A 25,962-nucleotide genomic window follows, 5' to 3' on the forward strand; every position below is an offset into this window, starting at 1 on the left:
GCACCGAAACACCCAGCTCCGCAGCCACGTCCGTGTTGAACGCACCGGGTTCCGCGCACGCAAGAACGATCCGGCACCGCAGCGCATACGCCTGCCTCGACGTCGCCGCCCGAGCGCCCCGCACCAACTCCCGACGCTGCTCCTCAGAAACCTTCAGCTCAGCCTTCTTCGGCCGACCAGACTTGCCCATCCACGAACCCTACAATTACAAAACCAACTTCCGACGCAGGACACTAGCACCAGCAGTTTCCGCTTGGCCTCCAAGCCGGGGCCGAATCCGCCGAGCCCGCCGCCGGAGGCCAGCACCCGGTGGCACGGCACGATCAGCGGCACCGGGTTGGAACCCATGATCGACCCCACCGCGCGGGACGCCGCCGGTCTGCCGGAGAGCTCGGCGAGGCGCTTGTAGCTGACGGTCTCGCCGAAGGGCACCAGCTCCTGCAGCGTCCGCAGCACGTGCGCGCGCAGCCCGTCGAGCTCGGTCCAGTCGATCGCGAGCCGGAACTCCCGGCGCTCGCCGGAGAAGTACTCGCCGAGCTGACCCGTCGCCTCGTCCGCGAGACCGCCGGGCTCGGCCGAGGGGAACTCGGCGAGCGCGAGGTCCGGACCGGCGAAGGCGACCCGCCGCACACCGGTCCCGGAGGCCACCACGGTGATGTCCCCGACCGGTCCCGCCACGGTGCTCCACGTCAGCTCCACCGTCTCAGCGTAGCGCCCGCCACCGACACCCGGCCTCGCTCGCAAAGATCCGCTCACCTGCGGATTTCCGCGCCCCCGAGTTGCACGGAGCGGGTGCGGGGCGCAAGGTCCTGGCGGCTTTCAGCAAACGGCCGTCAGACGAAGGCCAATCCCGTGCCCTGCGAGTTAGGCTCCGAAACATGTCCGAAACGCACGCCCACCGACGAGACGCACTCCGCAGCCGACTGCGGGAGCGGGACCTGGACGCCCTCCTGGTGACCGACCTGCTCAACATCCGCTACTTGACCGGCTTCACCGGTTCCAACGCCGCGCTGGTGGTGCACGCCGCCGACGGCCCCGGCGGCGAGGACCGCACCGTGTTCTGCACCGACGGCCGCTACCTGACGCAGGCCGAGGAGCAGGTCGCGGACCTGGAACGCGTCATCGACCGGGCGAGCGACCTGGCCATCGCCCAGCGCCTCGGCGAGGAGGCCACCGACCACCGGCGGGTCGGCTTCGAGTCCCAGCACGTCACCGTGGACAACCGCGACGTGCTCGACGACGCCGCGGGCAAGGCCGAGCTGGTCCGGGCTCCGGGCATGGTCGAGCAGCTGCGGTTGATCAAGGACGCGACCGAGATCGAGGCGCTGCGGATGGCCTGCGCCGCCGCCGACCGCGCTCTGACCGACCTCATCGAGCACGGCGGACTCCGCCCGGGACGCACCGAGCTGGAGGTCGCCCGCGAGCTGGAGGCCCGGATGCTGGACAACGGTGCCGCGGGCCCGTCGTTCGAGACGATCATCGCCGCGGGCGCGCACTCCGCGATCCCGCACCACCGGCCCACCGACGCGGTGCTGGCCCACGGCGACTTCGTCAAGATGGACTTCGGCGCGCTGGTCGACGGCTACCACTCGGACATGACCCGCACGGTCGTGCTGGGCAAGGCCGCCGACTGGCAGCGCGAGATCTACGAGCTGGTTCGCGCCTCGCAGGCGGCCGGCCGCGCGGCCGTGAAGATCGACACCGAGGTCCGCGACGTCGACTCCGCGGCCCGCCAGGTGATCGCCGACGCGGGGTACGGCGAGCAGTTCCTGCACGGCTTGGGACACGGCGTGGGGCTGGAGATCCACGAGGCGCCCACGTTGTCGCAGCGCGGGGACGGTAGAATCGCCGAGAGGATGGCGGTCACCGTCGAGCCTGGCGTCTATCTGGCCGGGCGGGGCGGGGTCCGCATCGAGGACACGCTGGTCGTGCGGCCCGGCACACCGGAGCTCCTCACCCTGACGACCAAAGAGCTCGTCGAAGTCTGACGCACGACGAGTGCGCGGAATTTCGCCGGCACCCCGTCGCGGCCCGGCGCAACACCAAGCCATCACCACAGGAGAACCCCCACGTGGCTTCCACGAACGACCTGAAGAACGGACTGGTGCTCAACCTCGACGGCCAGCTGTGGTCCGTCGTCAACTTCCAGCACGTCAAGCCCGGCAAGGGCGGCGCCTTCGTCCGCACCACCCTCAAGAACGTGCTCTCCGGCAAGGTCGTCGACAAGACCTTCAACGCCGGCGTGAAGGTGGAAACCGCCAACGTCGACCGCCGCGAGATGACCTATCTGTACTACGACGGCAACGACTACGTCTTCATGGAGCCGGAGACCTTCGAGCAGGTCAACGTCACCCCTGACGTCGTCGGCGACGCCGCGAAGTTCATGCTGGAGAACAGCCAGGTCGTCGTCGCCCGGCACGAGGACGCTCCGCTCTACGTCGAGCTGCCCGCCTCGGTCGAGCTCCTCGTCGAGCACACCGACCCCGGCGTGCAGGGCGACCGCTCGACCGGCGGCACCAAGCCGGCGACGCTGGAGACCGGCGCCGAGGTCCAGGTCCCGCTGTTCCTGAACACCGGTGACAAGGTCAAGGTCGACCCGCGCGACGGCCGGTACCTCAGCCGCGTCAACTCCAAATGAGCGGCTCGCGCAGCAAGGCTCGTAAGCGCGCGGTCGATTTCCTCTACGAGGCCGATCTGCGCGAGACCGATGCCGTCACGCTCATGTCGGACCGGATCGGCGCGCCCGAGACGGCTCCGGTCCCGGATTACACGATCACCCTCGTCGAGGGCGTGAACGAGAACCGGGAGCGCATCGACGAGCTGCTCACCCAGCACATCGAGGGCTGGACGCTCTCGCGGATGCCGGTCGTGGACCGCGCCGTGCTGCGGCTGGGCCTCTACGAGCTGCTGTGGTGCCCGAAGGGCGACGTGCCGCCGGTGGTGGCCGTGGACGAGGCGGTGGAGCTGGCCAGGGCGCTGTCCACCGACGATTCCCCGCGCTTCGTCAACGGCGTCCTCGGACGCCTGGCGGGGATTCGCGACAGGCTGCGCAAGACCCTCCCCAAAGAGGAAACCCCGGTCGACTGATCTTGTGCTCTCGGGGTTGCTTGGCTTGGCGGTGCCGGTAGCGGAACCTCAGCGGCCCTCTGGGTCCGGGCGCCACTCCTGATGTATGCCAATACGCGGCGTCGCGGCGTCCTCCCCAGAGGGCCGCTGAGAACCCGCGTCGGTGCGAGTTGAGTCCCGCACTTGGAACTGGCGGCCTCCCGCCGCACTTTTTAGCCAGAAGAGGGGCACCTGCCAGTCGGCAGGTGCCCCTCTTCGTGTTCACGGGGTGCTCTCACCCGAACGGCGGTGTGCTGTCGGTGTGCTGAGCGCACTGGGTGCTCGATCGGCGACCGATCGGGTGAGAGCCCTGAAAGCCCAGGGGCACCCGTCGCGGCTTCGCCGCTGGGTGCCCCGGTCCGCCTATCGGTGTTGTTTCACTCCTCGCGGGCAGGGCGCGCCTCCGGGGGAAGCACACCCCAGTCGATGAGCTGCTCGGTGAGCTCGCCCGGCGTCATGTCGTAGATGATCGCCAGGGACCGCAGGTCTTCGGTGCGGATGGACAGCACCTTGCCGTTGTAGTCACCGCGCTGGCTCTGGATCGTGGCCGCGTAGCGGGCCAGCGGTCCCACTTTCTCGGCAGGCAGTTGTTGCAGGCGCTCCAGGTTGATCACGACCTTCGTGGCCGGTTCGGCTCCAGAAGGCACGCGGCCCTCGGGCAGCAGCTCCGCGACCGGCACGCCGTAGAAATCGGCGAGTTCGGCCAGCTTCTGCACGGTCACCGCGCGGTCGCCTCGCTCGTAGGACCCGACGACCACGGCCTTCCACCGTCCGCCAGACTTCTGCTCGACGCCGTGCAGCGACAGACCCTGCTGCTGGCGGATAGCGCGGAGTTTGCTGCCCAGCGCCTTGGCGTAGTCGCCCATGTGGCGTTTCTCCGTTCGTTCGCCCCGTCAGCCGATAACGGCGACCGGGGAGCAAAGCTCAGATCGATACGGAGAGTAATGTTCGCTCGCGAGCGTCACCAGGTCAAGTTGGTCTTCGATGCCGATGTGGCGAGCGCCAACACACCACCCGGTCGATTGACCCGTTGTCGCTGATAGCGTACGGGGCAGCCCGGCGATGCGCAGGTTCATCCCGAACCCGGATTGCGGGGCAGCTCACACACCATCCTTTAAGGACCCGTCCTGTGAGGCGGAGAAGGAGGTCGCACCGTGGCGTCTCGCCATCAGGCGAGCGCGGCGGAACCGGCAGGGCAGCGGGAGCTGCTCTCGGCCGGTGACGTTGCGCGCACGATAGCCCGAATCGCGCACCAGATCATCGAGAAGACCGCGCTGGACACCGGCGACGGTTCCGTGGTGCTGCTGGGCGTACCCACCAGGGGAACCCCGCTGGCCAGGCGTTTGGCCGACAGGATCAGCGAGTTCAGCGGTGTGACGGTTCCCGTCGGCACCCTGGACATCACGCTGTTCCGCGACGACCTGCGCTCCCAGCCCAACCGGCCGCTGGAGCCCACCAACCTGCCGCCCGGGGGCATCGACCACAAGCTGGTCGTCCTCGTCGACGACGTGCTCTTCTCCGGGCGCACCGTGCGCGCCGCCCTCGACGCCCTGCGCGACCAGGGCCGTCCCCGCTCGGTGCAGCTGGCCGTGCTGGTGGACCGGGGACACCGGGAACTGCCGATCCGCGCCGACTACGTGGGCAAGAACATCCCGACCTCCCGCAGCGAGGACGTCGCCGTTCAGCTGTCCGAGACCGACGGCGAGGACCGCGTGGTGATCCACAAGGAACAGACGCAGGAGGACGTGTGATGCGCCACCTGCTGTCCACCGAGGGCCTGTCCGCCGCCGACGCGACCGCCGTCCTCGACACCGCCGACACGCTCAAGCAGACGCTGCTGGGGCGCGAGGTGAAGAAGCTCCCCACGTTGCGCGGGCGCACCGTGGTGACGCTGTTCTACGAGAACTCCACCCGGACCCGGGTGTCCTTCGAGGTCGCCGGGAAGTGGATGAGCGCCGACGTGATCAACGTTTCGGCCAGCAGCTCGTCGGTCGGCAAGGGCGAGTCCCTCCGGGACACCGCGCTGACGCTGGCGGCGGCCGGCGCGGACTGCGTGATCATCCGGCACCCCGCCTCCGGCGCCGCCCACCGGCTCGCCGGCTGGCTGGAGCAGGACGGCACCCAGGTCGTCAACGCGGGCGACGGGATGCACGAGCACCCCACCCAGGCCCTGTTGGACGCCGCGACCCTGCGGGAGCGCCTGGGGGACGTCTCAGGGCGTCGCATCGGCATCGTGGGCGACCTGCTGCACAGCAGGGTCGCGCGGTCCAACGTGCACCTGCTGCGGACGCTGGGGGCCGAGGTGACGCTCATCGCGCCGCCGACGCTGGTGCCCACCGGCATCGAGCACTGGGGCGCCGAGGTGCGCCACGACCTCGACCCGGAACTGCCCAAGCTGGACGCGGTCATGCTGCTGCGGGTGCAGGCCGAGCGGATGCACGGCGGGTTCTTCCCGTCGGCGCGCGAGTACTCGATCGCCTACGGCCTCAACGAGAAGCGGCTGGCGAAGATGCCCGAGCACGCGGTCGTGCTGCACCCGGGCCCGATGCTGCGCGGCATGGAGATCGCGCCCTCGGTCGCCGATTCGCCGCGCGCCGCCATCACCCAGCAGGTCGGCAACGGCGTGCACGTGCGCATGGCGGTGCTCTACCACCTGCTGGCGGGAGAGGAGCTGGCGGCGTGAGCAGTCCTGTTGCAACTTCAGCCGTGCTCGACCGCACCTCAGGGGAACGTGACGCGAACCAGCCACGAGAAACCTCGAAACGCGAGATTGAGCTGTTCGCAACCACAAGTGTGAATCGCGGAGAGGCGGAACTGTGCGCGTGTTGCTGAAGGACGTCCGTCCCTACGGCGAGGGCGAGCCGGTCGACGTGCTCGTCGAGGGCACCACGATCGCCGAGATCGGCGCGGACCTGAGCGCCGACGCCGACGAGATCGTGCAGGGCGGCGGCGCGGTCGTGCTACCGGGCTTCGTGGACCTGCACACCCACCTGCGCGAACCGGGCCGCGAGGACGCCGAGACGATCGAGACCGGCTCGATGGCCGCCGCGCTGGGCGGCTACACCGCCGTGTTCGCGATGGCCAACACCGACCCGGTCGCCGACAACGCCGTGATCGTCGAGCACGTGTGGCGCCGGGGCCGCGAGGTCGGCCTGGTCGACGTGCACCCGGTGGGCGCGGTGACCGTCGGGCTGGCGGGCGAGAAGCTCGCCGAGCTGGGCACCATGCGGCACTCCTCTGCCGAGGTGCGGGTCTTCTCCGACGACGGCAAGTGCGTGCACGACCCGCTGCTCATGCGCCGCGCGCTGGAGTACACCCGCTCGTTCGGCGGGCTGGTCGCCCAGCACGCCGAGGAGCCGCGGCTGACCGTCGGCGCGCAAGCGCACGAGGGCCCGAACGCGGCCCGGCTGGGCCTGGCCGGCTGGCCCGCCCCGGCGGAGGAGTCCATCGTGGCGCGCGACTGCCTGCTGGCCGCGCACACCGGCGGAACCCTGCACGTCTGCCACGTCTCCACCGCGGGCACCGCCGAGCTGCTGCGGTTCTTCAAGGACCGCGGGACCGACGGCACCGTCTCGGCCGAGGTGACGCCGCACCACCTGCTGCTCACCGACGAGCGGCTGGAGACCTACGACCCGGTCAACAAGGTCAACCCGCCGCTGCGCACCGACGACGACGCCCTGGCCCTCCGCCGGGCGCTGGCCGACGGGACCGTGGACTGCGTGGCCACCGACCACGCCCCGCACGCCGCCCAGGACAAGGACTGCGAGTGGTCCGCGGCCAAACCGGGCATGCTCGGACTGCAGACCGCGCTGGGCATCGTGACGCGGACGATGGTGCGCTCGGGCCTGCTGGACTGGCGAGGCGTCGCGCGGGTGCTCTCCGAGCGTCCCGCCGAGATCGCCGGACTGACCGGCCAGGGACGGCCGATCGCCGTCGGCGAACCCGCCAACCTCGCGCTGGTCGACCCGGACGCGGAGTGGACGGTGCGGGCCGCCGAGCTGGCGAGCCTGGGACAGAACTCGCCCTTCGAGGGGATGCGGCTGCCCGGTCGGGTCGTCGCGACGCTGCTGCGCGGTTCGGTGACCGCGCACGAAGGCAAGGTGAGGCGCTGATGGAACGCTTGTTGTGGGTGCTCGCGCTCGCCGCGCTGGCGGCGCTCGTGTTCTTCGGGATGCGGCGCGGCTGGCTGGCCCGAGCCCGACGACAGGCGGCCGAGCTGCCTCCCTTCCCGGAGCGGCCGGCCGACCCCGGCGCCGAGACCCTGACCCCCGCCACCGGCATGTACATCGGCACGACCAGCGCCGATGACTGGCAGGACCGCATCGCGGTCGGCGACATCGGGCACCGCGCCAACGGAACCGCGCACCTGCACGCCCAGGGCCTGCTGATCGAGCGCGACGGCGCTTCGGCGGTGTGGGTCCCGGCCGCGTCCGTGGTGGACGCCCGGCTGGACCACAAGCTGGCCAACAAGGTCGTGCCCGGGGCCGGTCTGGTGGTGGTGACCTGGCGTCTCGGCGATCAGCTGCTGGACACCGGGTTCCGCGGCGACGACAAGCAAGCGCAGACCGAGTGGGTCGAGGCGATCCGATCGCTGCCCGCTCACACGACTTCGAACGAGTCGGAGGACGGATGAACGACGTTCTCGCAGCTGTTCATCCGACCGACCGGGGCGTGGGGCGTCCCCACGCCAGCACAGGAGGAGAAATGACCGCGTACACACCGGCCGCGTTGGTGCTGGAAGACGGCCGGATCTTCCGCGGGGAGGCTTACGGCAAGGTGGGCCGCACCCTCGGGGAGGTCGTGTTCACCACGGGCATGACCGGCTACCAGGAGACGCTGACCGACCCGTCCTACCACCGGCAGATCGTGGTGCAGACCGCGCCGCAGATCGGCAACACCGGCTGGAACGACGAGGACGACGAGTCGGACAAGATCTGGGTCGCCGGCTACGCCGTGCGCGACCCCGCCCGTCGCCCGTCGAACTGGCGCTCCACCCGGAGCCTGGACGACGAGCTGACCAACCAGGGCGTCGTCGGGATCTCCGGGATCGACACCCGCACCCTGACCCGCCACGTGCGCGAGCTGGGCGCGATGCGCGGCGGCATCTTCTCGGGCTCCGAGCTGGTCTCGGACGAGCAGATGGTGGCCGCGGTGAAGGACTCCTCGGAGATGGTCGGCGCGTCCCTGGCGGGCGACGTCACCACCGGCAAGACCTACGTGATCCCGGCCGTGGGCCAGAAGCGGTTCACGGTGGCCGCGCTGGACATGGGCATCAAGGCGAACACGCCGCGGATGATGGCCGAGCGCGGCATCGAGATCCACGTGATGCCGCTGGCGTCCACGATGGACGAGATCCTGGAGGTCGCGCCGGACGGGCTGTTCCTGTCCAACGGTCCCGGTGACCCGGCGACCACCGACGCGCAGGTCGAGCTGACCCGCCAGGCCCTGGACCGGAAGCTGCCGCTGTTCGGCATCTGCTTCGGCAACCAGGTCCTCGGTCGCGCTCTGGGCCGCGGCACCTACAAGCTGCAGTACGGCCACCGGGGCATCAACATCCCGGTCATCGACCAGGAGACCGGCAGGGTCGCGATCACCGCGCAGAACCACGGTTTCGCCGTGGAAGGCGAGCCGGGCGAGGAGTTCGACACCGACTTCGGCCGCGCGATCGTGTCCCACCACTGCGCCAACGACGGTGCCGTCGAAGGTCTGCGGCTGCTCGGCGGCCCGGCCTTCTCCGTCCAGTACCACCCCGAGGCGGCGGCCGGTCCGCACGACGCCGCCCCGCTGTTCGACAAGTTCGTTGATCTGATGAGCGAGGCCCGCTGATGCCGAAACGCACTGACATCAAGCACGTACTGGTCATCGGTTCCGGGCCGATCGTGATCGGTCAGGCGTGCGAGTTCGACTACTCCGGCACCCAGGCGTGCCGGGTGCTGCGCGAAGAGGGCATCCGCGTCTCGCTGGTGAACTCCAACCCGGCGACGATCATGACCGACCCGGAGTTCGCCGACGCCACCTACATCGAGCCGATCACGCCCGAGTTCGTCGAGAAGGTCATCGATGCCGAGCGCCCGGACGCGATCCTGGCGACCCTGGGCGGGCAGACGGCGCTGAACACGGCGATCGCGCTGCACGAGCGCGGTGTGCTCGACAAGTACGGCGTGGAGCTCATCGGCGCCGACGTGGACGCGATCCAGCGCGGCGAGGACCGGCAGATGTTCAAGGACATCGTGCGCTCGGTCGGCGGCGAGGTGCCCTCGTCGAAGGTCTGCAAGTCGATGGACGACGTGCGCTCGTTCGTCGCCGAGTCCGGTCTCCCGGTGGTCATCCGGCCCAGCTTCACCATGGGTGGTCTGGGCTCGGGCATGGCGCACACCGAGGAGGACCTGGAGCGGATGGCCTCCTTCGGCCTGTCCGAGTCCCCGGTGCACGAGGTGCTCATCGAGGAGAGCGTGCTCGGCTGGAAGGAGTACGAGCTGGAGCTGATGCGCGACCACGCCGACAACGTGGTGGTCATCTGCTCCATCGAGAACGTCGACCCGATGGGCGTGCACACCGGTGACTCGGTGACGGTGGCGCCGTCGATGACGCTGACCGACCGCGAGTACCAGCACATGCGCAACGTCGGCATCGACGTGCTGCGCGAGGTCGGCGTGGACACCGGTGGCTGCAACATCCAGTTCGCCATCCACCCGAAGAACGGCCGCATGGTCGTCATCGAGATGAACCCGCGCGTGTCGCGGTCGTCGGCGCTGGCGTCGAAGGCGACGGGTTTCCCGATCGCCAAGATCGCCGCGAAGCTCGCCGTCGGCTACACCTTGGACGAGATCCAGAACGACATCACCGGCGAGACCCCGGCGTCGTTCGAGCCCACGCTGGACTACGTGGTCGTGAAGGTGCCGCGGTTCGCCTTCGAGAAGTTCCCGGGCGCTGACCAGGAGCTGACCACGACCATGAAGAGCGTCGGCGAGGCGATGGCCGTGGGCCGCAGCTTCTCCGAGGCGATGGGCAAGGCGCTGCGGTCGATGGAGACCAAGTCCGTCGGGTTCTGGACCAAGCCGGACCCCGAAGGCGCCACCCTCCAGTCCACTCTGGACGAGCTGCGCACCGCGCACGACGGGCGGATCTACACCGTCGAGCGCGCGCTGCGCTTCGGCGCCACCGTCGAGCAGGTGCACGAGGCCTCGAGCATCGACCCGTGGTTCGTCGACCAGATCTCGGCGTGGGTGGAGCTGCGCCGCGAGCTCGTCGACGCCCCGGTGCTGGACGCCTCGCTGCTGCGCGTCGCCAAGCGCGCGGGCCTGTCGGACCGCCAGATCGCCGCGCTGCGGCCGGAACTGGCCGGTGAGGACGGCGTTCGCGCGCTGCGCCACCGGCTGGGCGTGCGTCCGGTGTACAAGACGGTCGACACCTGCGCCGCCGAGTTCGCCGCGAAGACGCCGTACCACTACTCGGCCTACGAGTCCGACCCGGCGGCCGAGTCGGAGGTCGCCGAGCAGCGCGAGAAGCCGAAGGTGATCATCCTCGGCTCGGGCCCGAACCGCATCGGCCAGGGCATCGAGTTCGACTACTCGTGCGTGCACGCGGCCATGGCGCTGCGCGAGGCCGGGTACGAGACGGTGATGGTCAACTGCAACCCGGAGACGGTCTCCACCGACTACGACACCTCGGACCGGCTGTACTTCGAGCCGCTGACCTTCGAGGACGTCCTGGAGGTCGTGCACTCCGAGCGTCAGTCGGGCACGGTCGCGGGCGTGATCGTGCAGCTGGGCGGCCAGACCCCGCTGGGCCTGGCGCAGCGCCTCGCGGACGCGGGCGTCCCGGTCGTGGGCACCCCGCCGGAGGCGATCCACCTGGCCGAGGAGCGCGGCGCGTTCGGCGACGTGCTGGTCGCCGCCGGTCTGCCCGCCCCGCAGTACGGCACCGCGACGTCCTTCGAGGGCGCCAAGCGGATCGCCGACGACATCGGCTACCCGGTGCTGGTGCGCCCGTCCTACGTGCTCGGCGGCCGGGGCATGGAGATCGTCTACGACGAGGCGTCGCTGGCCAACTACATCGCCCGCGCCACCGAGGTGACGCCGGAGCACCCGGTGCTGGTGGACAAGTTCCTCGACGACGCGATCGAGATCGACGTCGACGCGCTGTGCGACGGCAACGAGATCTACCTCGGCGGCGTGATGGAGCACATCGAGGAGGCCGGCATCCACTCCGGCGACTCGGCGTGCGCGCTGCCGCCGATCACGTTGGGGCGTCAGGACATCGAGATGGTCCGCCGCTCCACCGAGGCGATCGCCCGCGGTGTGGGCGTGCACGGTCTGCTCAACGTGCAGTACGCGCTCAAGGACGACGTGCTCTACGTGCTGGAGGCCAATCCCCGCGCGTCGCGGACGGTTCCGTTCGTCTCCAAGGCCACGGCCGCTCCGCTGGCCAAGGCCGCCGCACGAATCATGCTGGGCGCCAAGATCTCCGAGCTGCGCTCCGAGGGCATGCTGCCCGAAGAGGGCGACGGCGCGGACCTGCCGGTCGAGGCGCCGGTGGCGGTCAAGGAAGCGGTCCTGCCGTTCCACCGCTTCCGGACCCGCGAGGGCGTCGGCGTCGACTCGCTGCTGGGGCCGGAGATGAAGTCGACGGGCGAGGTCATGGGCATCGACACCTCCTTCGGCCAGGCGTTCGCCAAGTCGCAGGCCGGTGCCTACGGTTCGCTGCCGACGTCGGGCAAGGTGTTCGTGTCGGTGGCCAACCGGGACAAGCGCTCGCTGGTGTTCCCGGTCAAGCGGCTGGCCGATCTCGGGTTCGAGATCCTGGCGACGGAGGGCACCGCCGAGGTGTTGCGGCGCAACGGCATCACCTCCACCGTGGTCGCCAAGCACACCGAGTCGGTCGAGGGCGATCGCGATGTCGTCGACCTGATCAAGGCGGGTGAGGTCGACATGATCATCAACACCCCGTACGGCAACCCGGGTCCGCGGGTCGACGGCTACGAGATCCGCACGGCCGCGGTGTCCCGCGACGTCCCGTGCATCACGACGGTGCAGGGCGCTGCGGCTGCGGTGCAGGGCATCGAGGCCGCGATCCAGGGCAACATCGGCGTCCGCCCGCTGCAGGCGCTGCAGGCCGCGCTGCGGCAGGGGCGGTGAGCGGCGATGCCTGATGCTCCGCTGCGCGCCGGCTTCGGCGCCCGGCTCACCGATGCGGTGAGCCGGCGCGGGCCGCTGTGCGTGGGCATCGACCCGCATCCGTCGCTGCTGCACGCGTGGCAGCTGGGGGAGAGCCCCCAGGCCCTGGAGCGGTTCGCGATGACCGTGGTGGAGGCGCTGGCCGACCGGGTGGCGCTGCTCAAGCCGCAGTCGGCGTTCTTCGAGGTCTACGGGTCGGCAGGCGTGGCCGTGCTGGAGAAGGTGATCGCGGAGTCGCAGCAGGCCGGTGCGCTGGTGCTGCTGGACGTCAAGCGCGGCGACATCGGCTCGACGATGACGGCCTACGCGATGGCCTACCTCGACGAGCGCGCCCCGCTGGCGGTCGACGCCATCACGGTCTCGCCGTACCTCGGCTACGGCTCGCTGGCCCCGGCCATCGGCATGGCCGAGCAGAACGGCAGGGGCGTGTTCGTGCTGGCCCGCACCTCCAACCCGGAGGGCGTGGGCCTGCAGCAGGCGGTCCACGGCAGCGGCGACACCGTCGGCCAGTACATCGTGGACTCCGCGGCGGAGACCAACCTGGGCAAGGAACCGATGGGTCACGTGGGGGTGGTGGCGGGCGCCACCATTCCCGCGGGGGAGCTGGACTTCTCCGACCTCAACGGCCCCATCCTCGCCCCTGGCCTCGGTGCTCAGGGCGCCACTGTCCGGGACCTCAAGGCGGTCTTCGGCCGGGCCCTGCCGCACGTCCTCCCGACCACGTCGAGGGACGTGCTCCGCCACGGCCCCGAGGTGAAGTCGCTGCGAGACACCCACGCCCGCCTCGCGGACGAGATCGGCCACCAGCTCAACGACTGATCCGATCGCAACACACCCGTCCCCGGCACGACGCTCTCGTGCTGGGGACGGGTGTTCTGCGTCTGTCGTCACGCCGATGTGGCCCGGGGGCCTGGTCTTCGCCGGCCTTCGGCTCCGCATGGCCGGGTCGTTCGAATTTCGCGCGAAATTCGGATGAACTGCTCCGTTCGGGCGTTCGTTCCCGGGCGCCGTTCGGCGGACGCTCCGACCCTCCCGGTCGCTGCCGGAATCGCCTGAGCAGCGGGGATTCCTCCGTTGATCACTGGTGCCCGGCCGGCTCGTTGGAGGGGTGGAAGCTGGTGATCACGGGGTGATCTTCACCCGTTAGGGTCGCTGTGTTGAGGGGTTCGGAGGGTTGGCTCGATGACCGACGATGCTCCGCTGCTGGGCGCGCGGTACCGGTTGGGGTCTCGCCTCGGCGGCGGTGGGATGGCCGACGTGCACCGGGCGATGGACACCCGCCTGCAGCGGTTGGTCGCGGCCAAGGTCTTCCGCTCGGCGACCGATGAGCTGGGGCGCAAGCGCTTCGCGGAGGAAGCGCGAATCCTGGCGGGACTGAGCCACCCGGGCCTGGTGACGGTGCACGACTTCAGCGCCGACGAGGACGAGCTGTTCCTGATCATGGAGTTGATCGAGGGCGGCACGCTGGCCGACGCCACCGAGGCCGGACCGATGCCCCCCGAGGACGTCGCCGACATCGGCGGCAAGCTCGCGGACGTGCTGGCCCACGTGCACGGCAACGACGTCGTGCACCGCGACGTCAAACCCACCAACGTGCTCATCGGCAACGACGGCCGCGCCTACCTGGCCGACTTCGGCGTGTCGCGCCTCGCCGACGCGGCGGGCCGGCTGACCGACTCGCGCATGGTCGTCGGCACCACGACCTACATGGCTCCGGAGCAGGTTTCCGGCGGTGACGTGGGTTTTCCGGCCGACGTGTACGCGCTGGGCCTGGTGCTGCTGGAGTGCGTGACGGGCCGCGTGGAGTACCCGGGCGGGCCGGACGCCGCGGTGGCGCGGCTGGTCCGCCCGCCGCAGATCCCGTTCGGCATCCCCGCCCGCCTGCGCCGCGGTCTGCTGGCGATGCTCGCCACCGACCCGGCGCGCCGCATCACCGCCGAGCAGGCCGGTGACCTGCTCAGCGGTCGCACCACGGAGGTCATCGCCCCGGTCCCGCCGCCGCTTCCGGCACCGCCACCGCGCGTCCCGCAGCAGCGAGCGCATCGCCCGCCGACGCAGTCGATGCCGATCCGGCCGCAACCCTCGCGCCCACCGGTCGCGCCGATCGCGGCCGGACTGCTGGTGGTGGTGACCCTGGCCGCGCTCATCGTCGCCCTCTGGCCCGACAGATCCGAAACACCCGGATTACCACCGGTTTCCGGAAGTCCGGGTGTGGACCGGTTGCCCGTGGACCTGGAGAACCTGGAGAGGCTGGTGCGCGGATGAACCGGTTGCTGCCCGTTCTGCTCCTGGTCGGGTTCGTGCTGGTCGGCTGCGGTGACGACCCGCACGTGCGGGCCCGGTTGAGCGCCCGCGTCGCCGAGGTGAAGGCCGCAGCCCTGGCGCAGAACCGCCTCGACACCGAGACCGCGCTGGCCGCGCTGCATCGCGAGATCGCCGAGGCGGTCGCCGACGGCGCGCTGGACTCCGACAGCGCCGGATCCATCATGGCCGCCGCCGACCGGGTCGCCGAGGACGTGCGCGCGATCCCGGCACCCGGCACGGTCCCGGTCACCGTGACGGTGAACCCACCGGAACCCCGCAGCGAGGACAAGAAGTCCCGAGGCGGCAACGGCTAACCACACCCACCGGAGTCCTCAAACCCACGGATTACCGCAGTTTTCGGGTGCCTGATTACGGCGGTTTTCCGGGTGCAGGATTACCGCAGTTTTCGGGGACCGGAATACGGCAGTATTCGGGGTGCCGATTACGGCGGTATTCCGGCCTTCGGGGGCGGGGACGGCGCGAGGGTCGGTCACCAGCGCAGTGCCCACGGCGTCACGTCCGCCAGGGGATCAGCGGGAAGTCGCGCCGGACGCACGTATTCGACCCGCACCACCGGGCCCGGTGCGGGCAGCATCTGGCGGTGGACGAAGGCGGGCAGCAGCGTCGCCGGGTCGACGAAGTAGGTCAGGTCCGCTCCGGCCCCGGTGTCGTCGGCGGGTTGGAACGGGTACGTCCTCGGGTCCACGCCCGCGTCGTGCAGCGCGAACAACAGGTGCTGCATGTCCCACGCGGTGCCGTCGTGCTCGGTGGGACGCGCCCGCACTGGAATCCGCAGGTAGCGCTTGCCGCCGACGTCGACCGGAGTGGGCGGCAGCGGGGTGAGGAAGCGGTGCTCGCCGCGCAGCGACTCCACCACCGCGTCGGCCTGCGCGTCCGACAAGCCCCCGGGAATGATCCCGTCGCCGAGCAGCGGACGCGTGCTGACCTGGCACAACGAGCTCGGCTCTGGTCCGTCCCACGTCTTGCGCGAGGGCAGGTAGCCGTGGCGGAGGCCGTCGACGCACCTGGTCCGCACGACGCTCTCGCCGCGCCAGTGCTCGATGCTCGTCCCGACGTGGTGCCCCGACCGGTGGTCGAAGATCTCGTCGCTGACCCGCACCATCCTCCGCGCCGCGGCGGCCTCGGGTGTGTCGAAGCGTTCGCGGCGGGTGTGCACGACGGGTTGGGTGGCCTGTCGCCGGTAGACCTCCCAGAACAGCTCCTCGGGCCTCTCCGGCGCTTCGGTCGCGCAGCCGGCCAGCAGCGCCCACAGCATCAGGCAGGTCATCAGTCGCACAGCGCTTCCACCACGTCGCGGGCCTCGGCGCGGAACGCCTGGTCGAGGAAGTAGAGCTTGTCAGCGACGTCGGTGAGCTGGCTGCGCGCGACCACGACCTCCACGCCGTCCTGGGCGATGGAGATCTCGTCCCGCACCAGCAGCGTCACCACGACCTCGCCGCGGTGCTCGCAAGCCGGAATTCGCCAACTGGCGCACATGTTCTCGTCCCTCCACAGTGGAAACAGTGACGGGATCGAATGTCCGCGCGTGACGGTCGGGCACGCAACATCACGTTCCGGGGACCGCAGCGGCGTGACCTCGGGGCACACCCGGGGCGGCGCGATCAGCGGGAACGATCGGATGCGATCGGTGATCGGCAAGAGGCACGGCGGACTTGCCGGAGAATTGCCGCGAAATGGGAGAGGAAGAGAACGCATCCCCTCTTCCCGCTCTCATTTTACAGAGGGCAGGGGGACTTGCGGCAAGACCCCGGGTATGCCGCACAATCCTCGGTCTGGGCCGAGACCAGCGAAAACGCGGTGCCCGGCTGGGGGAATCGATCAATTGCGAGGAACACGTGTCCCAGCACGAACAAGAGCTGACGTCCGAGCGCGCCTACGTCGCGGGGCTCTACGAACAGCTCGACGCCGAACGCGCGCGCGTCGAGACCCGCTACGCGGACGCGCTGCGGGGGACCGGCGCGTCCGCGATGGAGCGCGACGTGGAGGTCCGGGCGCAGGCCAGGGAGCTCAAACGGCTGGGCGTGGCCGACCAGGGCCTGTGCTTCGGCCGGCTCGATGCGGTCGACGGTGAGCGCCGCTACATCGGCAGGATCGGGCTGTTCGACTCCGACGACGACTACCGGCCGCTGCTGCTGGACTGGCGTGCCCCGGCGGCACGTCCGTTCTACGTCGCCACCGCGGCCAGCCCGGAGAACATGCGCCGGCGCCGCCAGTTCCACACCCGAGGCCGCCAGGTCACCGACTTCACCGACGAGGTCCTCGGACGTCCGGACGGGGAGTCCGGCGGTGACGCGGCGCTGCTCGCCGCGGTCAACGCTCCGCGCGGGGAGGGGATGCGCGACATCGTCGCCACCATCCAGACCGAGCAGGACCGCATCATCCGACTCGACCACGCGGGTGTGCTGGTCATCGAGGGTGGTCCGGGGACCGGCAAGACCGTCGTGGCGCTGCACCGCGTCGCCTACCTGCTCTACACCCAGCGCGAGCGGATGGAGCGCAGCGGCGTGCTGCTCGTCGGCCCGAACCCGGCGTTCCTCACCCACATCGGCCGCGTCCTGCCGTCGCTGGGGGAGTCCGACGTCGTGTTCGCCACCACCGGAGACCTGGTTCCCGGCCTGCACGTCACGGCCGAGGACGCGCCGGAGGTCGCGCAGCTCAAGGGCTCGCTGAAGATCCTCGACGTGCTGAAGGCCGCGGTCGCCGACCGCCAGCGGTTGCCGGCGCAGCCGCTGCACATCGAGCTGGAGGACGTGACGGTCCGCATCGACGCCGCGACCGCCGAGTGGGCGCGCGAGGAGGCCCGCGACAGCGGCCTGCCGCACAACGAGGCTCGCGCGGTGTTCACCGACATCGTCACCTACGTGCTCACCGAACGCGCCATCGGCCGCATCGGAAAGGGCTGGTTGACCAGGGACAACGAGGAGGTCTGGGAGAACCTGCGGGCCGATCTGCTCAGCGAGCTGGGGGAGCACCCGGCCTTCACGGAGTCCCTCGACGAGCTGTGGCCGATCCTCACCCCGCAGCAGCTCCTGGCCGACCTGTACTCATCGCCGGAGCGGTTGCGGGCTGTGGGCGCGGAGCCGCTGCACCGCGCTGATGGCCAGGCGTGGACGGTCTCCGACGTGCCGCTGCTCGACGAGCTCGTCGACCTGCTGGGCGTCGTGAAGACGTCCGACCCGGTGGCCTCGGAGCGAGCGGCCGAGGCCGAGTACGCCGCCGGAGTCCTGGAGATCATGCAGACCGAGCGCCACGACATGATGGACGACGAGGACCACCTGCTGGCCCAGGACCTGCTGCACGCGGAGGACCTGGCGGAGCGATTCGTCGAGCACGACACCCGCGACCTGGCCGAACGCGCCGCGGCCGACCGGGACTGGACCTACCGGCACGTCGTCGTCGACGAGGCGCAAGAACTGTCCGAAATGGACTGGCGAGTCCTGATGCGCCGATGCCCGAGCCGCTCGTTCACGGTCGTAGGAGACCTGGCGCAGCGCCGCTCAGCGGCGGGCGCAGGCGCGTGGGGTGCGATGCTGGACCGCTACGTCCCCGACCGCTGGGCGTACCGCGAGCTCACGGTCAACTACCGCACTCCGGCGGAGATCATGCAGGTCGCAGCGTCGTTGCTGGCCGACTTCGCCCCCGACGTGGTGCCCCCGGAGTCGGTCCGCTCCTGCGGAGTCGCGCCCTGGCACCGCCAGGTCACGGCATCCGAGATGGCCGCAGCCGTGGACGAGTTCACCCGGGACGAAGCGCAACGCGAAGGAACCAGCGTCGTCATCGGACCTCCCGGCATCCCCGGCGCGGTGTCCCCGGCGGACACCAAGGGTCTCGAGTTCGACGCGGTCCTGGTGGTCGAACCCACCCGCATCCTCACCGAAAGCCCCCGAGGCGGCGCCGAACTCTACGTCGCCCTCACCCGAGCGACCCAACGCCTGGGAATCTTCCACCAAGACCCCCTCCCCGAGGCCCTCGCCGGACTCACCGCCTCACACCCCCCGCAGCTGGCGTGACCCGATTTCAATGGAAGTCGGGACCGGGATTTCAGTGGAAGTCGGGAACCGGATTTCCACTGAAACCGGGTTCCCGATTTCCACTGAAATCCGAAACCACGAGGTGAGGTCAGTCCGTGATGCGTTCGCGGAGGAGCTCGACGCCGGGGCCTTCGAGGTCGATGAGGGCGACGGGGCGGCCGGTGATGGCCAGGGTGAGGGCCTCGGACGGGCCGTGGATCTCGCTGCCTTCGCCCCAGGTCCAGTCCTGGTCGGTGGCGATGAATCGGAGTCCGTTGAGGCGACTGCCGGGCAGGAATGCGCGGGCGCCCGGCTTCGAGACGAGGAAGTCCAGCGCCGGTCGCCACGAGCTCGGCGGCGGGTTGACGTCGAGACCGAGCGGCCGAGCGGCGTCGCGCAGGTGGATGCACGTGTCGGTCATCGGACCGAAGGGCCCGACGAACGGCACGTTCATCGGCCGACCGGCCATCCGGCGCAGACCGGCCACGAGCTCGTCCGTGGGACGCCGGGCCCATTCGCGGGTCTGCTCGTCGACGTACCGGTCGAGATCGCCGCGGTAGCGAATGACCGTGCGCAGCACGCGAAACCAGCTGAACCGGGTTTCGAGGGGAGCGAGCAGGTGTGCCGCCACCTCCCGCACGGTCCACCCGGCGCACAGGCTCGGCGTCGCCCACTGCTCCGGCGTCAACGATGCGAACATGTCGGCCGCCAGCCGACGATTCTCCTCCGAGATCCGGAAGAGCTCTTCGAATTCCCTGGTCACCGCAGAACCCTACGACACCCCACCGACACCCAACCCCGTCTTCACCAACTTCCCCAACCCCACCAGGGACAAAACCGCAGTCCCCAAACCCCAGTCAACGCCCCAACCACGTCCGTCGGGCACTGCCGGTCGATCAGTGCAACTGGTCCGGACGCCCCCACCGCTCACCCCCGGGGTTGGGTTTCCGGATTTCAGTGGAAATCCGTGGTCGGGTTTCAGTGGAAATCGGAACCCGGATTTCCACTGAAATCCGGAAAGCCGGGTGACCACCACGCGTCGGGACGCTCTCGTCCGCGGTCGGGGCCCGGAATACTGCGGTAATCAGGGACCCGGTGACGGACGGGATCCGGGTTTCGACACTCCTTCGTCGATGCGCCGACCCGCGTCGCCGTCGGTCCGCGCCCTCAGCCAGAGGCCCCGCGACCCTGGGGCTCGCAGGACCAGGCACGCCCACAGCCGCGCGCCTACGCTGTCCGAGAAGCTGACCCTGCTCGCCACGACCTCGGTCACGCGCGACTCCTCCGAGCGCGCGCTCTGATCTCCTGACCGGAGCTTCCGAACGATGGGAGGACCACATGCCGCAGACGATCGCGATCACCGGTGCCACCGATGGGCTCGGCCGGGCCTTGGCCCTGCGTCTGGCGAGCGGGGACGTCCGGCTCGTGCTGCACGGCCGTGACGCCGGCAAGGTCGAGCAGGTAGCAGCCGAGGTGCGGGCGGCGGGTGGTGCCGCACCTGTCACCGCGACCGCCGACCTGGCCGAGCTCGCCCAGGTGTCGAAGCTGGCCGACACCATCGGCAGCAGCGTCGACAGGCTCGACGTGCTGGTCAACAACGCGGGCATCGGATCGGGCGAGCCGGACGGGCGCGACCGCCGGACCAGCGAGGACGGGCACGAGCTGCGCTTCGCCGTGAACTACCTGGCCACCTTCGCGCTCACCGAGAACCTGCTGCCGCTCCTGCGTTCCTCGTCGGAGGAGGGACGTGCCGCTCGCGTGGTGCACGTGGCGTCGCTGGCGCAGGACCCGCTCGACTTCGACGACCTCATGCTCGAACGCGACTACTCGGGCTCCCGCGCCTACGGCCAGAGCAAGCTCGCGCAGATCATGCACAGCTTCGACCTCGCCGAGCGGTTCGCGCCCATCGAGCTGGCCGCGACCTGCCTGCATCCGGCCACCTTCATGCCGACCAAGATCGTCTTGTCGGAGATCGGCAGGAGTTCGGACTCGCTGGAAACCGGGGTGGAGGCGACGCGCAGGCTCGCGGTGGACGAGTCGCTCGAAGGCGTCACCGGCCAGTTCTTCGACCGCCTCCGTCCCGCTCGGGCTCACGCCCAGGCCTACGACGCCGAGGCCAGGGCCACGCTACGCGCCCGCACCCTCGCTCTCGTCTAAAAGCTGTTTAGGAATTGCTTTGCGTAGCGGTGCGGGTAGCAGAACCTGAGCGGTTCCGTGGACTCCGTGCGCCACTCCTGATGTATGTCCAATACACGGCGTCGCGGCGTACTCGCCACGAAACCGCTCAGAACCTGCGGCGGTGCTGGTTGAGTCCCACACATGAAACAGCGGCTCCGCCACACTCCTAAACAGCTCTTAGCGCGGGGGCAGGTCTGATCCGAACTGGCCGGGCAAAAAGGACATCGGTTGCCCGAGGTCGTAGACGAGATCCCGGCGGCTAGCGGCGGATGATCTTGATGATGATCTGCCCGACGATGAACCAGATCAACGCGGCCAGCGCGTAGTTGAGCACGACGCCGAGCAGCGCATCGTCCGGGGTGAAGACGTCACCGAGCCCCAGCACGAAGGTCTGCGCGAGGGTGTAGATGAACGACACGAAGCCGTTGCCCTGGTTCGCGTCGAGCACCACGAACAGCACGTGCAACGCGAACACCAGCACCACGATCGACACCACGATCCGCACGATCCGCGCAATGGTGTCCCCGACCTGCCCCGGACGCCGAGGAGGGCGTCGGTCGCCGTAGTCGTCCCCGTACGGGTACCGCCCGGGGTCGTTCCGGTCGTAGGGATCGTGTGGCTGGTAACTCATGGTGCGGATTGTGTCACGCCCCGCACGCAGAACAAGTCGAGCGATCAGGTGTGTTCTCGAGGGAGCTGACGCCCTCACCTCGCTGGAAGCGGTCCCGCAGCGCCTCTTGACCATGCCCCGAGGGCACGCCCTTGACTGGCGAAGGGGATGGTTCGACGACGAGAGGCACCTGAATGGTCAACAAGCTCAAGAGGCGCTGGCAGCTCGCCAAGGTCAGATCCGGCGACGGGAGCCCGCTTCGCGATTACCGGCTCTGGCAGCTCTTCTCCCGCTCCCTGTTCTTCCTCGAACTCGCCGACCACGACGGAATCAGCCACTCCTACGCGGTCGACGTCCGGCACCTCGCCGATGCGAAGACGAGGAAGCAGCACGACGACGGGGAAGGCAAGGCCCCTGCCGCGCTGTACCGGAACGGCGTGCAGGTGTTGCGCTCCAACGTGCCGACGGCGTTCCCAGTACCCGGCGGCGTCATCGAGGTCGCCACCACCGGGTTCGGATTGAAACGCATGCACTTCGTCTCCGAAGCCGGCGAGGAACGAGCACTGCGCCCGCACCGCCGTTCCCAGGAAGGCCTCCGCGCGAGGTTCGGGCAGCGCTTCCCCCACGTCAGCGCGGTCATCGGCGCAGCAGCGGTGGTCATCCTCGTCGTGGCGCTCGCGGTGAACCTCCTCCACGGCGTTGAGGTCCTCACCCACAGCCCGGTCATCGCCGAGCAGGTCGGCACGTTCACCTCACCGATCCACCTTCCCACCTGGGCGAACGCCACGTTGATCACCGCAGGAGCGCTAGCAGCCCTCGAACGCGCCACGAGACTCCGCCACAACCGCTTCCTCGACGCAGTGACGTCCTGACCCCGCGCGTGCGGGCTACCAATCGAAGCGCTCGGGGTGCTGAGAACGAGAAGCGCCGGAATTCTTCTCGGGGGCTGTGATATTGCAGGTGCATGATGGTTCGCGCGTGGATGGCGGCTTGGGAGATGGAGTGCTGCGGCACACCGTTCCGCGTGGGCGACACGGTGACTTGGCCGCTTCTCGACCTGGACACCGAGGGCCTCGCTTTCGTGCAGGAGCGGCTCGGGGAGGACGCAGGCGCTCCGATCACGCACAGCGCGATCTTTCACGGCAAGCGCGTGGTGGACGTCCCCAAGGCTTCCGGAGTCGTGACCGGGATCCACGCGCTCTACAGCCGCTTCGAACGAACCTCGGCACGCGAGATACGCCCGGTCCCGCTTTCCGGCCGACTCGTGTGGCTCCACGACTCCGATGCTCACGACGACATCACCGCGGACGACGACGAGGGCTTCACAGCCTACGTCGTCGACCTCGACGTCCAGGAGCAAAAGCGGAATGAGCAGGCCCACCGGTGATACCGGTCGTCCCGCAGCCGCGCTTCGACTTGAGCTCGACGACGAACCGGACCAGTGCCGGGTAAGGCTGATTGCCGACGCGGAGCCAATGAAACGGCCGACATCACCTGGATACCCCGCAGAACGCGACTCTGTGCTGGCGGACATCGATGGGGATCAAGGCAGCACCGTGGTCAGCGGCACCTCGAATTCGACTGGCATGCTCGGCTACGCGAGGTGCGGGCAAGGTCAACGCTGATGAAGAGGATGTCGATCGCGTTCTGACCGGTCATCCGCGCTGACGGGGCTCGGTGGGCTTTCGGTCACGGATCAGATTGGCAGGTTGACGGATGATTCCTACTCCGCCTCCGGCGCGGCGTCGAAACGTGCCTGTGAACAGTGAGTTCGTTCCGATCCCGCCCGCGTTTGCTGCCCGTGTTCGTGGTCGTTGCAGATGGTCCGGCCTTCTGTCGATCACCTTGGTGGTTGCGGCACTGATCGGCACCTTTGCAGGCGGAGCGATGCTGTTGCCCGCACTGCCTCTTGGGGGCGTATTCGCCGTGGTGCTCGGTGGGCTCGGGTGCGCGTTCGCCCTGGTCTCGGCGATCACGCTGGTTGCCGGCGCGTCATACGTCAACACCGGTTACTTGAACGCGACCTACGCCAGGCAAGCCCGGCGCACGCTGATCACCATGTTGGTCGCAACGATCCTCCCGGCTGGAATCGCATCGCTCTTCCTCGCCGTGAGCGCGAGCAACGCCGGAGTATTTCCCCCTGCGGCCTTGCTCTGCCTGGCTCTCCTGTGGCTTCCGTGCGCACTCGCTCTGATCGACATGATCATCGGTAGGAGTCTGCTCAACCCGGCCAAGGCAACCCACTGGTGAACAGGGTGGTCAGGGAGCCTCGGCTACCGCTTCGCCTGAGGTGCTAGCCCCTGTTCTTCCTTACGGCGGCATCCGCAGCGCGGGATGCGTACGCGGAGGGATCTACTTCGGCTCCCCGAGCCTGGCGAGCGTCTGCTGTGCGAAGTCGAGCGTGGCCTCCTGCTGGGCCTCCAGAGGGATGAACTGGGCATTGAAACCCTGGCTTCCCCAGCCCCGGTATTCGACGGTGACGTGCGCGTTCGCGCGGAGGAAATCGATCGTGACAACTTGGCTGTTGCCCTTGCTGCCAGGTCGGATGCTGCGTTTGGAGGAGTCTCCGATCACGGTTGGTGGAGTGTCCGGTTGCGCGGCCTGGGAGTTGTTCGCCTGGTAGCTCCCCTGCGCCGCAGCGATATCCGGGTCGCCGTCTTCGTTCACCTTCAGCCGGACGAGCACCGAGATGGTGGCGTTCGCTGGGCTTCCCCAACCTGGTGGATGGTTCGACTCCCACTCACACTTGCTGGACTGCTGCGAATCGGTGTGAGAGACATCCGCTGTCGGTGGGAACTGCAGAGCTTCCTCGCCGAGCTGCGTGACCACGCTCGGGTCCGAGACCACGGAGCACGCGCCAGGGTCCTCCCGATACCCCTTCGCGGGCTGCGAGCACGAAGCGACCAGCAGCGCTGTACCTAGCGTCAGGGCGAGTGGGGAGGCAATTGTGGGTTTGATACTTGAACTCCTAAAGCTCCTCATCGCAGCCACGTGCCCGGCTCTTCGTCCCAGTCAGCATTTTCGGGAGCGCGGTTGCTCGGGCGCCAAGCGGCCGGACTTTCGTGAGGAGATTCGCCATCCTCTTCAAATTCAAGGTTCTCAGCTTTTTGGCGAGCCTTCTTGGTGGCTTCGTCGAATGCATGGATCAACTGAAGCTCGTCACCTTCAGCCACACTGTTTGGTGCGATTCGATAACGCTCTGTTCTCCCCAAAGAGTCAACCCACACCGTTACGTTTCGAGAGGTTCCAGGAAAACTCCCCTGCAGAACGGCTTGGGGGTTCTTTCTGGCCTTCTCGATGTTCTTCTCAAGTTGTCGCATCGCATTGGCAACCTGGGATTCGATTTCCATGCCTAAATCCCTCCTTCGCTGGCAAATTACCGCTTGATGGAGCTCATAGTAGTCTTGCACTCATCAATAACCGCCTGGGCGGCCTTCTTTCTTTGTTCGATAGCCTTGAACTGTGCGCCCACGTACGCCACTGCGGCGACGAGCGCTCCAATGACGGCGACGATAATTCCGAGGGCCTTGGTGATAAGTGTCGGCTCTGGGGCTGCCATGAGTGCAATGACGACACCGCCAATTGCAGAAAGAATTCCGCCTACGCCAGCGACGGTCGTCATCAGATCGCCGACAGACTCGTCGAATTTCGCCGCCATTTCTTTCAAAGATTCAGACAACTGGGCCAACGGGTCAGCAACGTCTTCGAGTGCCCTGATCGCCTTATCGGTCGCGGAGTTGAAGTTGATAAATGCTTCGCCCTGCCATCCGTGCGAAAGGTAGTTCTTCGCTTCGTTCAAGCTTTGCAGAGTGTTGGCGATGTCCGCGCGAACGCCGTTTGTCGATTCGTCCTCACCCCAGACCTCTTGGGCTACCGTGCTGATCTTCTTTGTGTCTACCTCTCCGATCAGCTGAAACTGATCGGTAAGTTTTCTGACTGGCGCGCCAAGGGTCTCGGCGATTTTATCAAAGTTCCTGGAGGCGTCCCAGAAGCTGGGGGTTGCCATTTCCATTGGATTCGCCATTTCGCACCTGCTTTGTAGCGGTTGTTCAGCGGGGAGGGTGCACGTTCGGCATCCCAGATGCGGCTTCATTGTCGCGGCGTTGGTATTCGGCGATTGATTCGGAAATCCCGATAGCTAGGTTGTCAACCTGCTTCCTGGTTTCCTTGAGGAATTCATCGACCGCGTCTACGGTTGGCTTGTAGGCTGCTTGAACGGACTGTGCCATCAGGGTTTCGATCTCGTCAATGTTGGGGCCGAAAGGCGCAGTTGTTGTAATTGGAATCTTATTTCCAGAAAGGGAAGGGATTGCGCTGTCCAGTTGCGCGCGGGTGTGGAAGTCTTGCAGGTTCTTGCCGAGCGATTCGGCGGCTTCTCGTATGCATCCTTCTGCGGATTTCATAGAGCCGTAATCGCCGTACATTCCTGGATCCGTCATGTTCCCCCTATAGCGATGACCGAAGATCATGGTGGCATACTCACGATTTTTTCCGGCGTGTTTTGGTTAGTCCATGTCGGTGAAAGTCGCCTCCAATATCCTGCCCTGTGCGGCTACAC

27 protein-coding genes and 1 pseudogene are annotated in these 25,962 nt (G+C 68.4%); 17 read left to right on the forward strand and 11 right to left on the reverse strand.

Features of this window, described 5'->3' with window-relative positions; translation table 11 throughout:
* Both AB0J78_RS03100 and AB0J78_RS03105 read right to left on the reverse strand, forming a co-directional pair.
* Positions 1-190: pseudogene (locus tag AB0J78_RS03100) on the reverse strand (IS630 family transposase); the annotation flags it as partial.
* Positions 154-699 (reverse strand): methylated-DNA--[protein]-cysteine S-methyltransferase, encoded by a 546-nt coding sequence (locus AB0J78_RS03105; RefSeq protein ID WP_363786407.1) that lies wholly within the window; start codon positions 697-699, stop codon positions 154-156. The gene AB0J78_RS03105 and the pseudogene AB0J78_RS03100, both read right to left, overlap by 37 nt.
* Positions 700-878: 179 nt before the next feature.
* Here AB0J78_RS03105 and AB0J78_RS03110 point away from each other — a divergent pair, with 179 nt between their 5' ends.
* The 3 genes from AB0J78_RS03110 to nusB all read left to right on the forward strand — a co-directional run bounded on the left by AB0J78_RS03110 (position 879) and on the right by nusB (position 3,087).
* Positions 879-1,988, forward strand: coding sequence for a Xaa-Pro peptidase family protein (locus AB0J78_RS03110; protein ID WP_363786409.1), 1,110 nt, complete (start codon positions 879-881; stop codon positions 1,986-1,988).
* An 83-nt stretch (positions 1,989-2,071) separates the two neighbouring features.
* A complete protein-coding gene (gene efp, locus AB0J78_RS03115; protein ID WP_363786411.1) occupies positions 2,072-2,638 on the forward strand; it encodes an elongation factor P in 567 nt (188 codons plus the stop codon).
* Entirely contained in the window at positions 2,635-3,087 is a 453-nt protein-coding gene (gene nusB, locus AB0J78_RS03120; protein WP_363786413.1) for a transcription antitermination factor NusB, read from the forward strand. The genes efp and nusB overlap by 4 nt, the downstream gene beginning before the upstream one ends.
* Positions 3,088-3,482: 395 nt before the next feature.
* Here nusB and AB0J78_RS03125 read toward each other — a convergent pair whose 3' ends face one another.
* Positions 3,483-3,971 carry a transcriptional regulator gene (locus AB0J78_RS03125; RefSeq protein WP_010311046.1) on the reverse strand — a complete coding sequence of 163 codons (489 nt, stop codon included), beginning with the start codon at positions 3,969-3,971 and terminating at the stop codon, positions 3,483-3,485.
* A gap of 288 nt (positions 3,972-4,259) precedes the next feature.
* Between AB0J78_RS03125 and pyrR the strand changes: the two genes are divergently transcribed.
* The 9 genes from pyrR to AB0J78_RS03170 all read left to right on the forward strand — a co-directional run bounded on the left by pyrR (position 4,260) and on the right by AB0J78_RS03170 (position 14,899).
* Entirely contained in the window at positions 4,260-4,856 is a 597-nt protein-coding gene (gene pyrR, locus AB0J78_RS03130) for a bifunctional pyr operon transcriptional regulator/uracil phosphoribosyltransferase PyrR (protein ID WP_363786415.1), read from the forward strand.
* On the forward strand, positions 4,856-5,788 hold the full coding sequence (locus AB0J78_RS03135) for an aspartate carbamoyltransferase catalytic subunit (protein ID WP_363786417.1): 933 nt from the start codon (positions 4,856-4,858) through the stop codon (positions 5,786-5,788). Before pyrR ends, AB0J78_RS03135 begins: the two co-directional genes overlap by 1 nt.
* A gap of 133 nt (positions 5,789-5,921) precedes the next feature.
* The gene (locus AB0J78_RS03140) at positions 5,922-7,217 is read left to right on the forward strand and encodes a dihydroorotase (RefSeq protein ID WP_363786419.1); all 1,296 of its coding nucleotides are present in this window, start codon (positions 5,922-5,924) and stop codon (positions 7,215-7,217) included.
* A complete protein-coding gene (locus AB0J78_RS03145) occupies positions 7,217-7,738 on the forward strand; it encodes a transporter (RefSeq protein WP_363786421.1) in 522 nt (173 codons plus the stop codon). The genes AB0J78_RS03140 and AB0J78_RS03145 overlap by 1 nt, the downstream gene beginning before the upstream one ends.
* A gap of 71 nt (positions 7,739-7,809) precedes the next feature.
* Positions 7,810-8,931: a glutamine-hydrolyzing carbamoyl-phosphate synthase small subunit gene (carA, locus tag AB0J78_RS03150; protein ID WP_363786423.1), complete on the forward strand. Its 1,122-nt coding sequence runs from the start codon at positions 7,810-7,812 to the stop codon at positions 8,929-8,931.
* A complete protein-coding gene (gene carB, locus AB0J78_RS03155; protein ID WP_363786425.1) occupies positions 8,931-12,242 on the forward strand; it encodes a carbamoyl-phosphate synthase large subunit in 3,312 nt (1,103 codons plus the stop codon). Before carA ends, carB begins: the two co-directional genes overlap by 1 nt.
* Positions 12,243-12,248: 6 nt before the next feature.
* A complete protein-coding gene (pyrF, locus tag AB0J78_RS03160) occupies positions 12,249-13,100 on the forward strand; it encodes an orotidine-5'-phosphate decarboxylase (RefSeq protein WP_363786427.1) in 852 nt (283 codons plus the stop codon).
* Positions 13,101-13,463: 363 nt separating this feature from the next.
* Positions 13,464-14,546, forward strand: a complete 1,083-nt coding sequence (locus AB0J78_RS03165) for a serine/threonine-protein kinase (RefSeq protein WP_363786428.1) — start codon at positions 13,464-13,466, stop codon at positions 14,544-14,546.
* On the forward strand, positions 14,543-14,899 hold the full coding sequence (locus tag AB0J78_RS03170; RefSeq protein ID WP_363786430.1) for a hypothetical protein: 357 nt from the start codon (positions 14,543-14,545) through the stop codon (positions 14,897-14,899). The genes AB0J78_RS03165 and AB0J78_RS03170 overlap by 4 nt, the downstream gene beginning before the upstream one ends.
* 176 nt (positions 14,900-15,075) lie before the next feature.
* Here the strand turns inward: AB0J78_RS03170 and AB0J78_RS03175 are convergent, their stop codons facing one another.
* Both AB0J78_RS03175 and AB0J78_RS03180 read right to left on the reverse strand, forming a co-directional pair.
* Entirely contained in the window at positions 15,076-15,882 is an 807-nt protein-coding gene (locus tag AB0J78_RS03175; protein WP_363786432.1) for a hypothetical protein, read from the reverse strand.
* Entirely contained in the window at positions 15,873-16,082 is a 210-nt protein-coding gene (locus AB0J78_RS03180) for a hypothetical protein (RefSeq protein ID WP_363786434.1), read from the reverse strand. The genes AB0J78_RS03175 and AB0J78_RS03180 overlap by 10 nt, the downstream gene beginning before the upstream one ends.
* Before the next feature lie 359 nt (positions 16,083-16,441).
* Between AB0J78_RS03180 and helR the strand changes: the two genes are divergently transcribed.
* On the forward strand, positions 16,442-18,616 hold the full coding sequence (helR, locus tag AB0J78_RS03185; RefSeq protein WP_363786436.1) for an RNA polymerase recycling motor ATPase HelR: 2,175 nt from the start codon (positions 16,442-16,444) through the stop codon (positions 18,614-18,616).
* 109 nt (positions 18,617-18,725) lie between these two features.
* Here helR and AB0J78_RS03190 read toward each other — a convergent pair whose 3' ends face one another.
* The gene (locus AB0J78_RS03190; protein ID WP_363786438.1) at positions 18,726-19,379 is read right to left on the reverse strand and encodes a maleylpyruvate isomerase family mycothiol-dependent enzyme; all 654 of its coding nucleotides are present in this window, start codon (positions 19,377-19,379) and stop codon (positions 18,726-18,728) included.
* 575 nt (positions 19,380-19,954) lie between these two features.
* Between AB0J78_RS03190 and AB0J78_RS03195 the strand changes: the two genes are divergently transcribed.
* Positions 19,955-20,773, forward strand: coding sequence for an SDR family NAD(P)-dependent oxidoreductase (locus AB0J78_RS03195; protein ID WP_363786440.1), 819 nt, complete (start codon positions 19,955-19,957; stop codon positions 20,771-20,773).
* A gap of 280 nt (positions 20,774-21,053) precedes the next feature.
* Here the strand turns inward: AB0J78_RS03195 and AB0J78_RS03200 are convergent, their stop codons facing one another.
* Complete coding sequence (locus AB0J78_RS03200) at positions 21,054-21,425, reverse strand: hypothetical protein (protein ID WP_235875311.1); 372 nt, start codon at positions 21,423-21,425, stop codon at positions 21,054-21,056.
* Between the two features lie 173 nt (positions 21,426-21,598).
* Between AB0J78_RS03200 and AB0J78_RS03205 the strand changes: the two genes are divergently transcribed.
* The 3 genes from AB0J78_RS03205 to AB0J78_RS03215 all read left to right on the forward strand — a co-directional run bounded on the left by AB0J78_RS03205 (position 21,599) and on the right by AB0J78_RS03215 (position 23,654).
* Positions 21,599-22,276 carry a hypothetical protein gene (locus AB0J78_RS03205; RefSeq protein ID WP_363786442.1) on the forward strand — a complete coding sequence of 226 codons (678 nt, stop codon included), beginning with the start codon at positions 21,599-21,601 and terminating at the stop codon, positions 22,274-22,276.
* Positions 22,277-22,371: 95 nt separating this feature from the next.
* Positions 22,372-22,791: a DUF6578 domain-containing protein gene (locus tag AB0J78_RS03210; RefSeq protein ID WP_363787526.1), complete on the forward strand. Its 420-nt coding sequence runs from the start codon at positions 22,372-22,374 to the stop codon at positions 22,789-22,791.
* 371 nt (positions 22,792-23,162) lie between these two features.
* Positions 23,163-23,654, forward strand: a complete 492-nt coding sequence (locus tag AB0J78_RS03215; protein WP_363786444.1) for a hypothetical protein — start codon at positions 23,163-23,165, stop codon at positions 23,652-23,654.
* A gap of 102 nt (positions 23,655-23,756) precedes the next feature.
* Here AB0J78_RS03215 and AB0J78_RS03220 read toward each other — a convergent pair whose 3' ends face one another.
* The 4 genes from AB0J78_RS03220 to AB0J78_RS03235 form a co-directional block, all read right to left on the reverse strand.
* A complete protein-coding gene (locus AB0J78_RS03220; protein ID WP_363786446.1) occupies positions 23,757-24,233 on the reverse strand; it encodes a hypothetical protein in 477 nt (158 codons plus the stop codon).
* A 149-nt stretch (positions 24,234-24,382) separates the two neighbouring features.
* A complete protein-coding gene (locus AB0J78_RS03225; protein WP_363786448.1) occupies positions 24,383-24,754 on the reverse strand; it encodes a hypothetical protein in 372 nt (123 codons plus the stop codon).
* 26 nt (positions 24,755-24,780) lie between these two features.
* Complete coding sequence (locus AB0J78_RS03230; RefSeq protein ID WP_363786450.1) at positions 24,781-25,428, reverse strand: WXG100 family type VII secretion target; 648 nt, start codon at positions 25,426-25,428, stop codon at positions 24,781-24,783.
* Positions 25,429-25,453: 25 nt separating this feature from the next.
* The gene (locus AB0J78_RS03235) at positions 25,454-25,843 is read right to left on the reverse strand and encodes a hypothetical protein (RefSeq protein WP_363786452.1); all 390 of its coding nucleotides are present in this window, start codon (positions 25,841-25,843) and stop codon (positions 25,454-25,456) included.
* Between the last annotated feature and the right edge of the window lie 119 nt (positions 25,844-25,962).

The sequence above is a fragment of the Saccharopolyspora sp. NPDC049426 genome (genome assembly GCF_040676935.1).
In the GTDB taxonomy this organism is placed as follows: domain Bacteria; phylum Actinomycetota; class Actinomycetes; order Mycobacteriales; family Pseudonocardiaceae; genus Saccharopolyspora.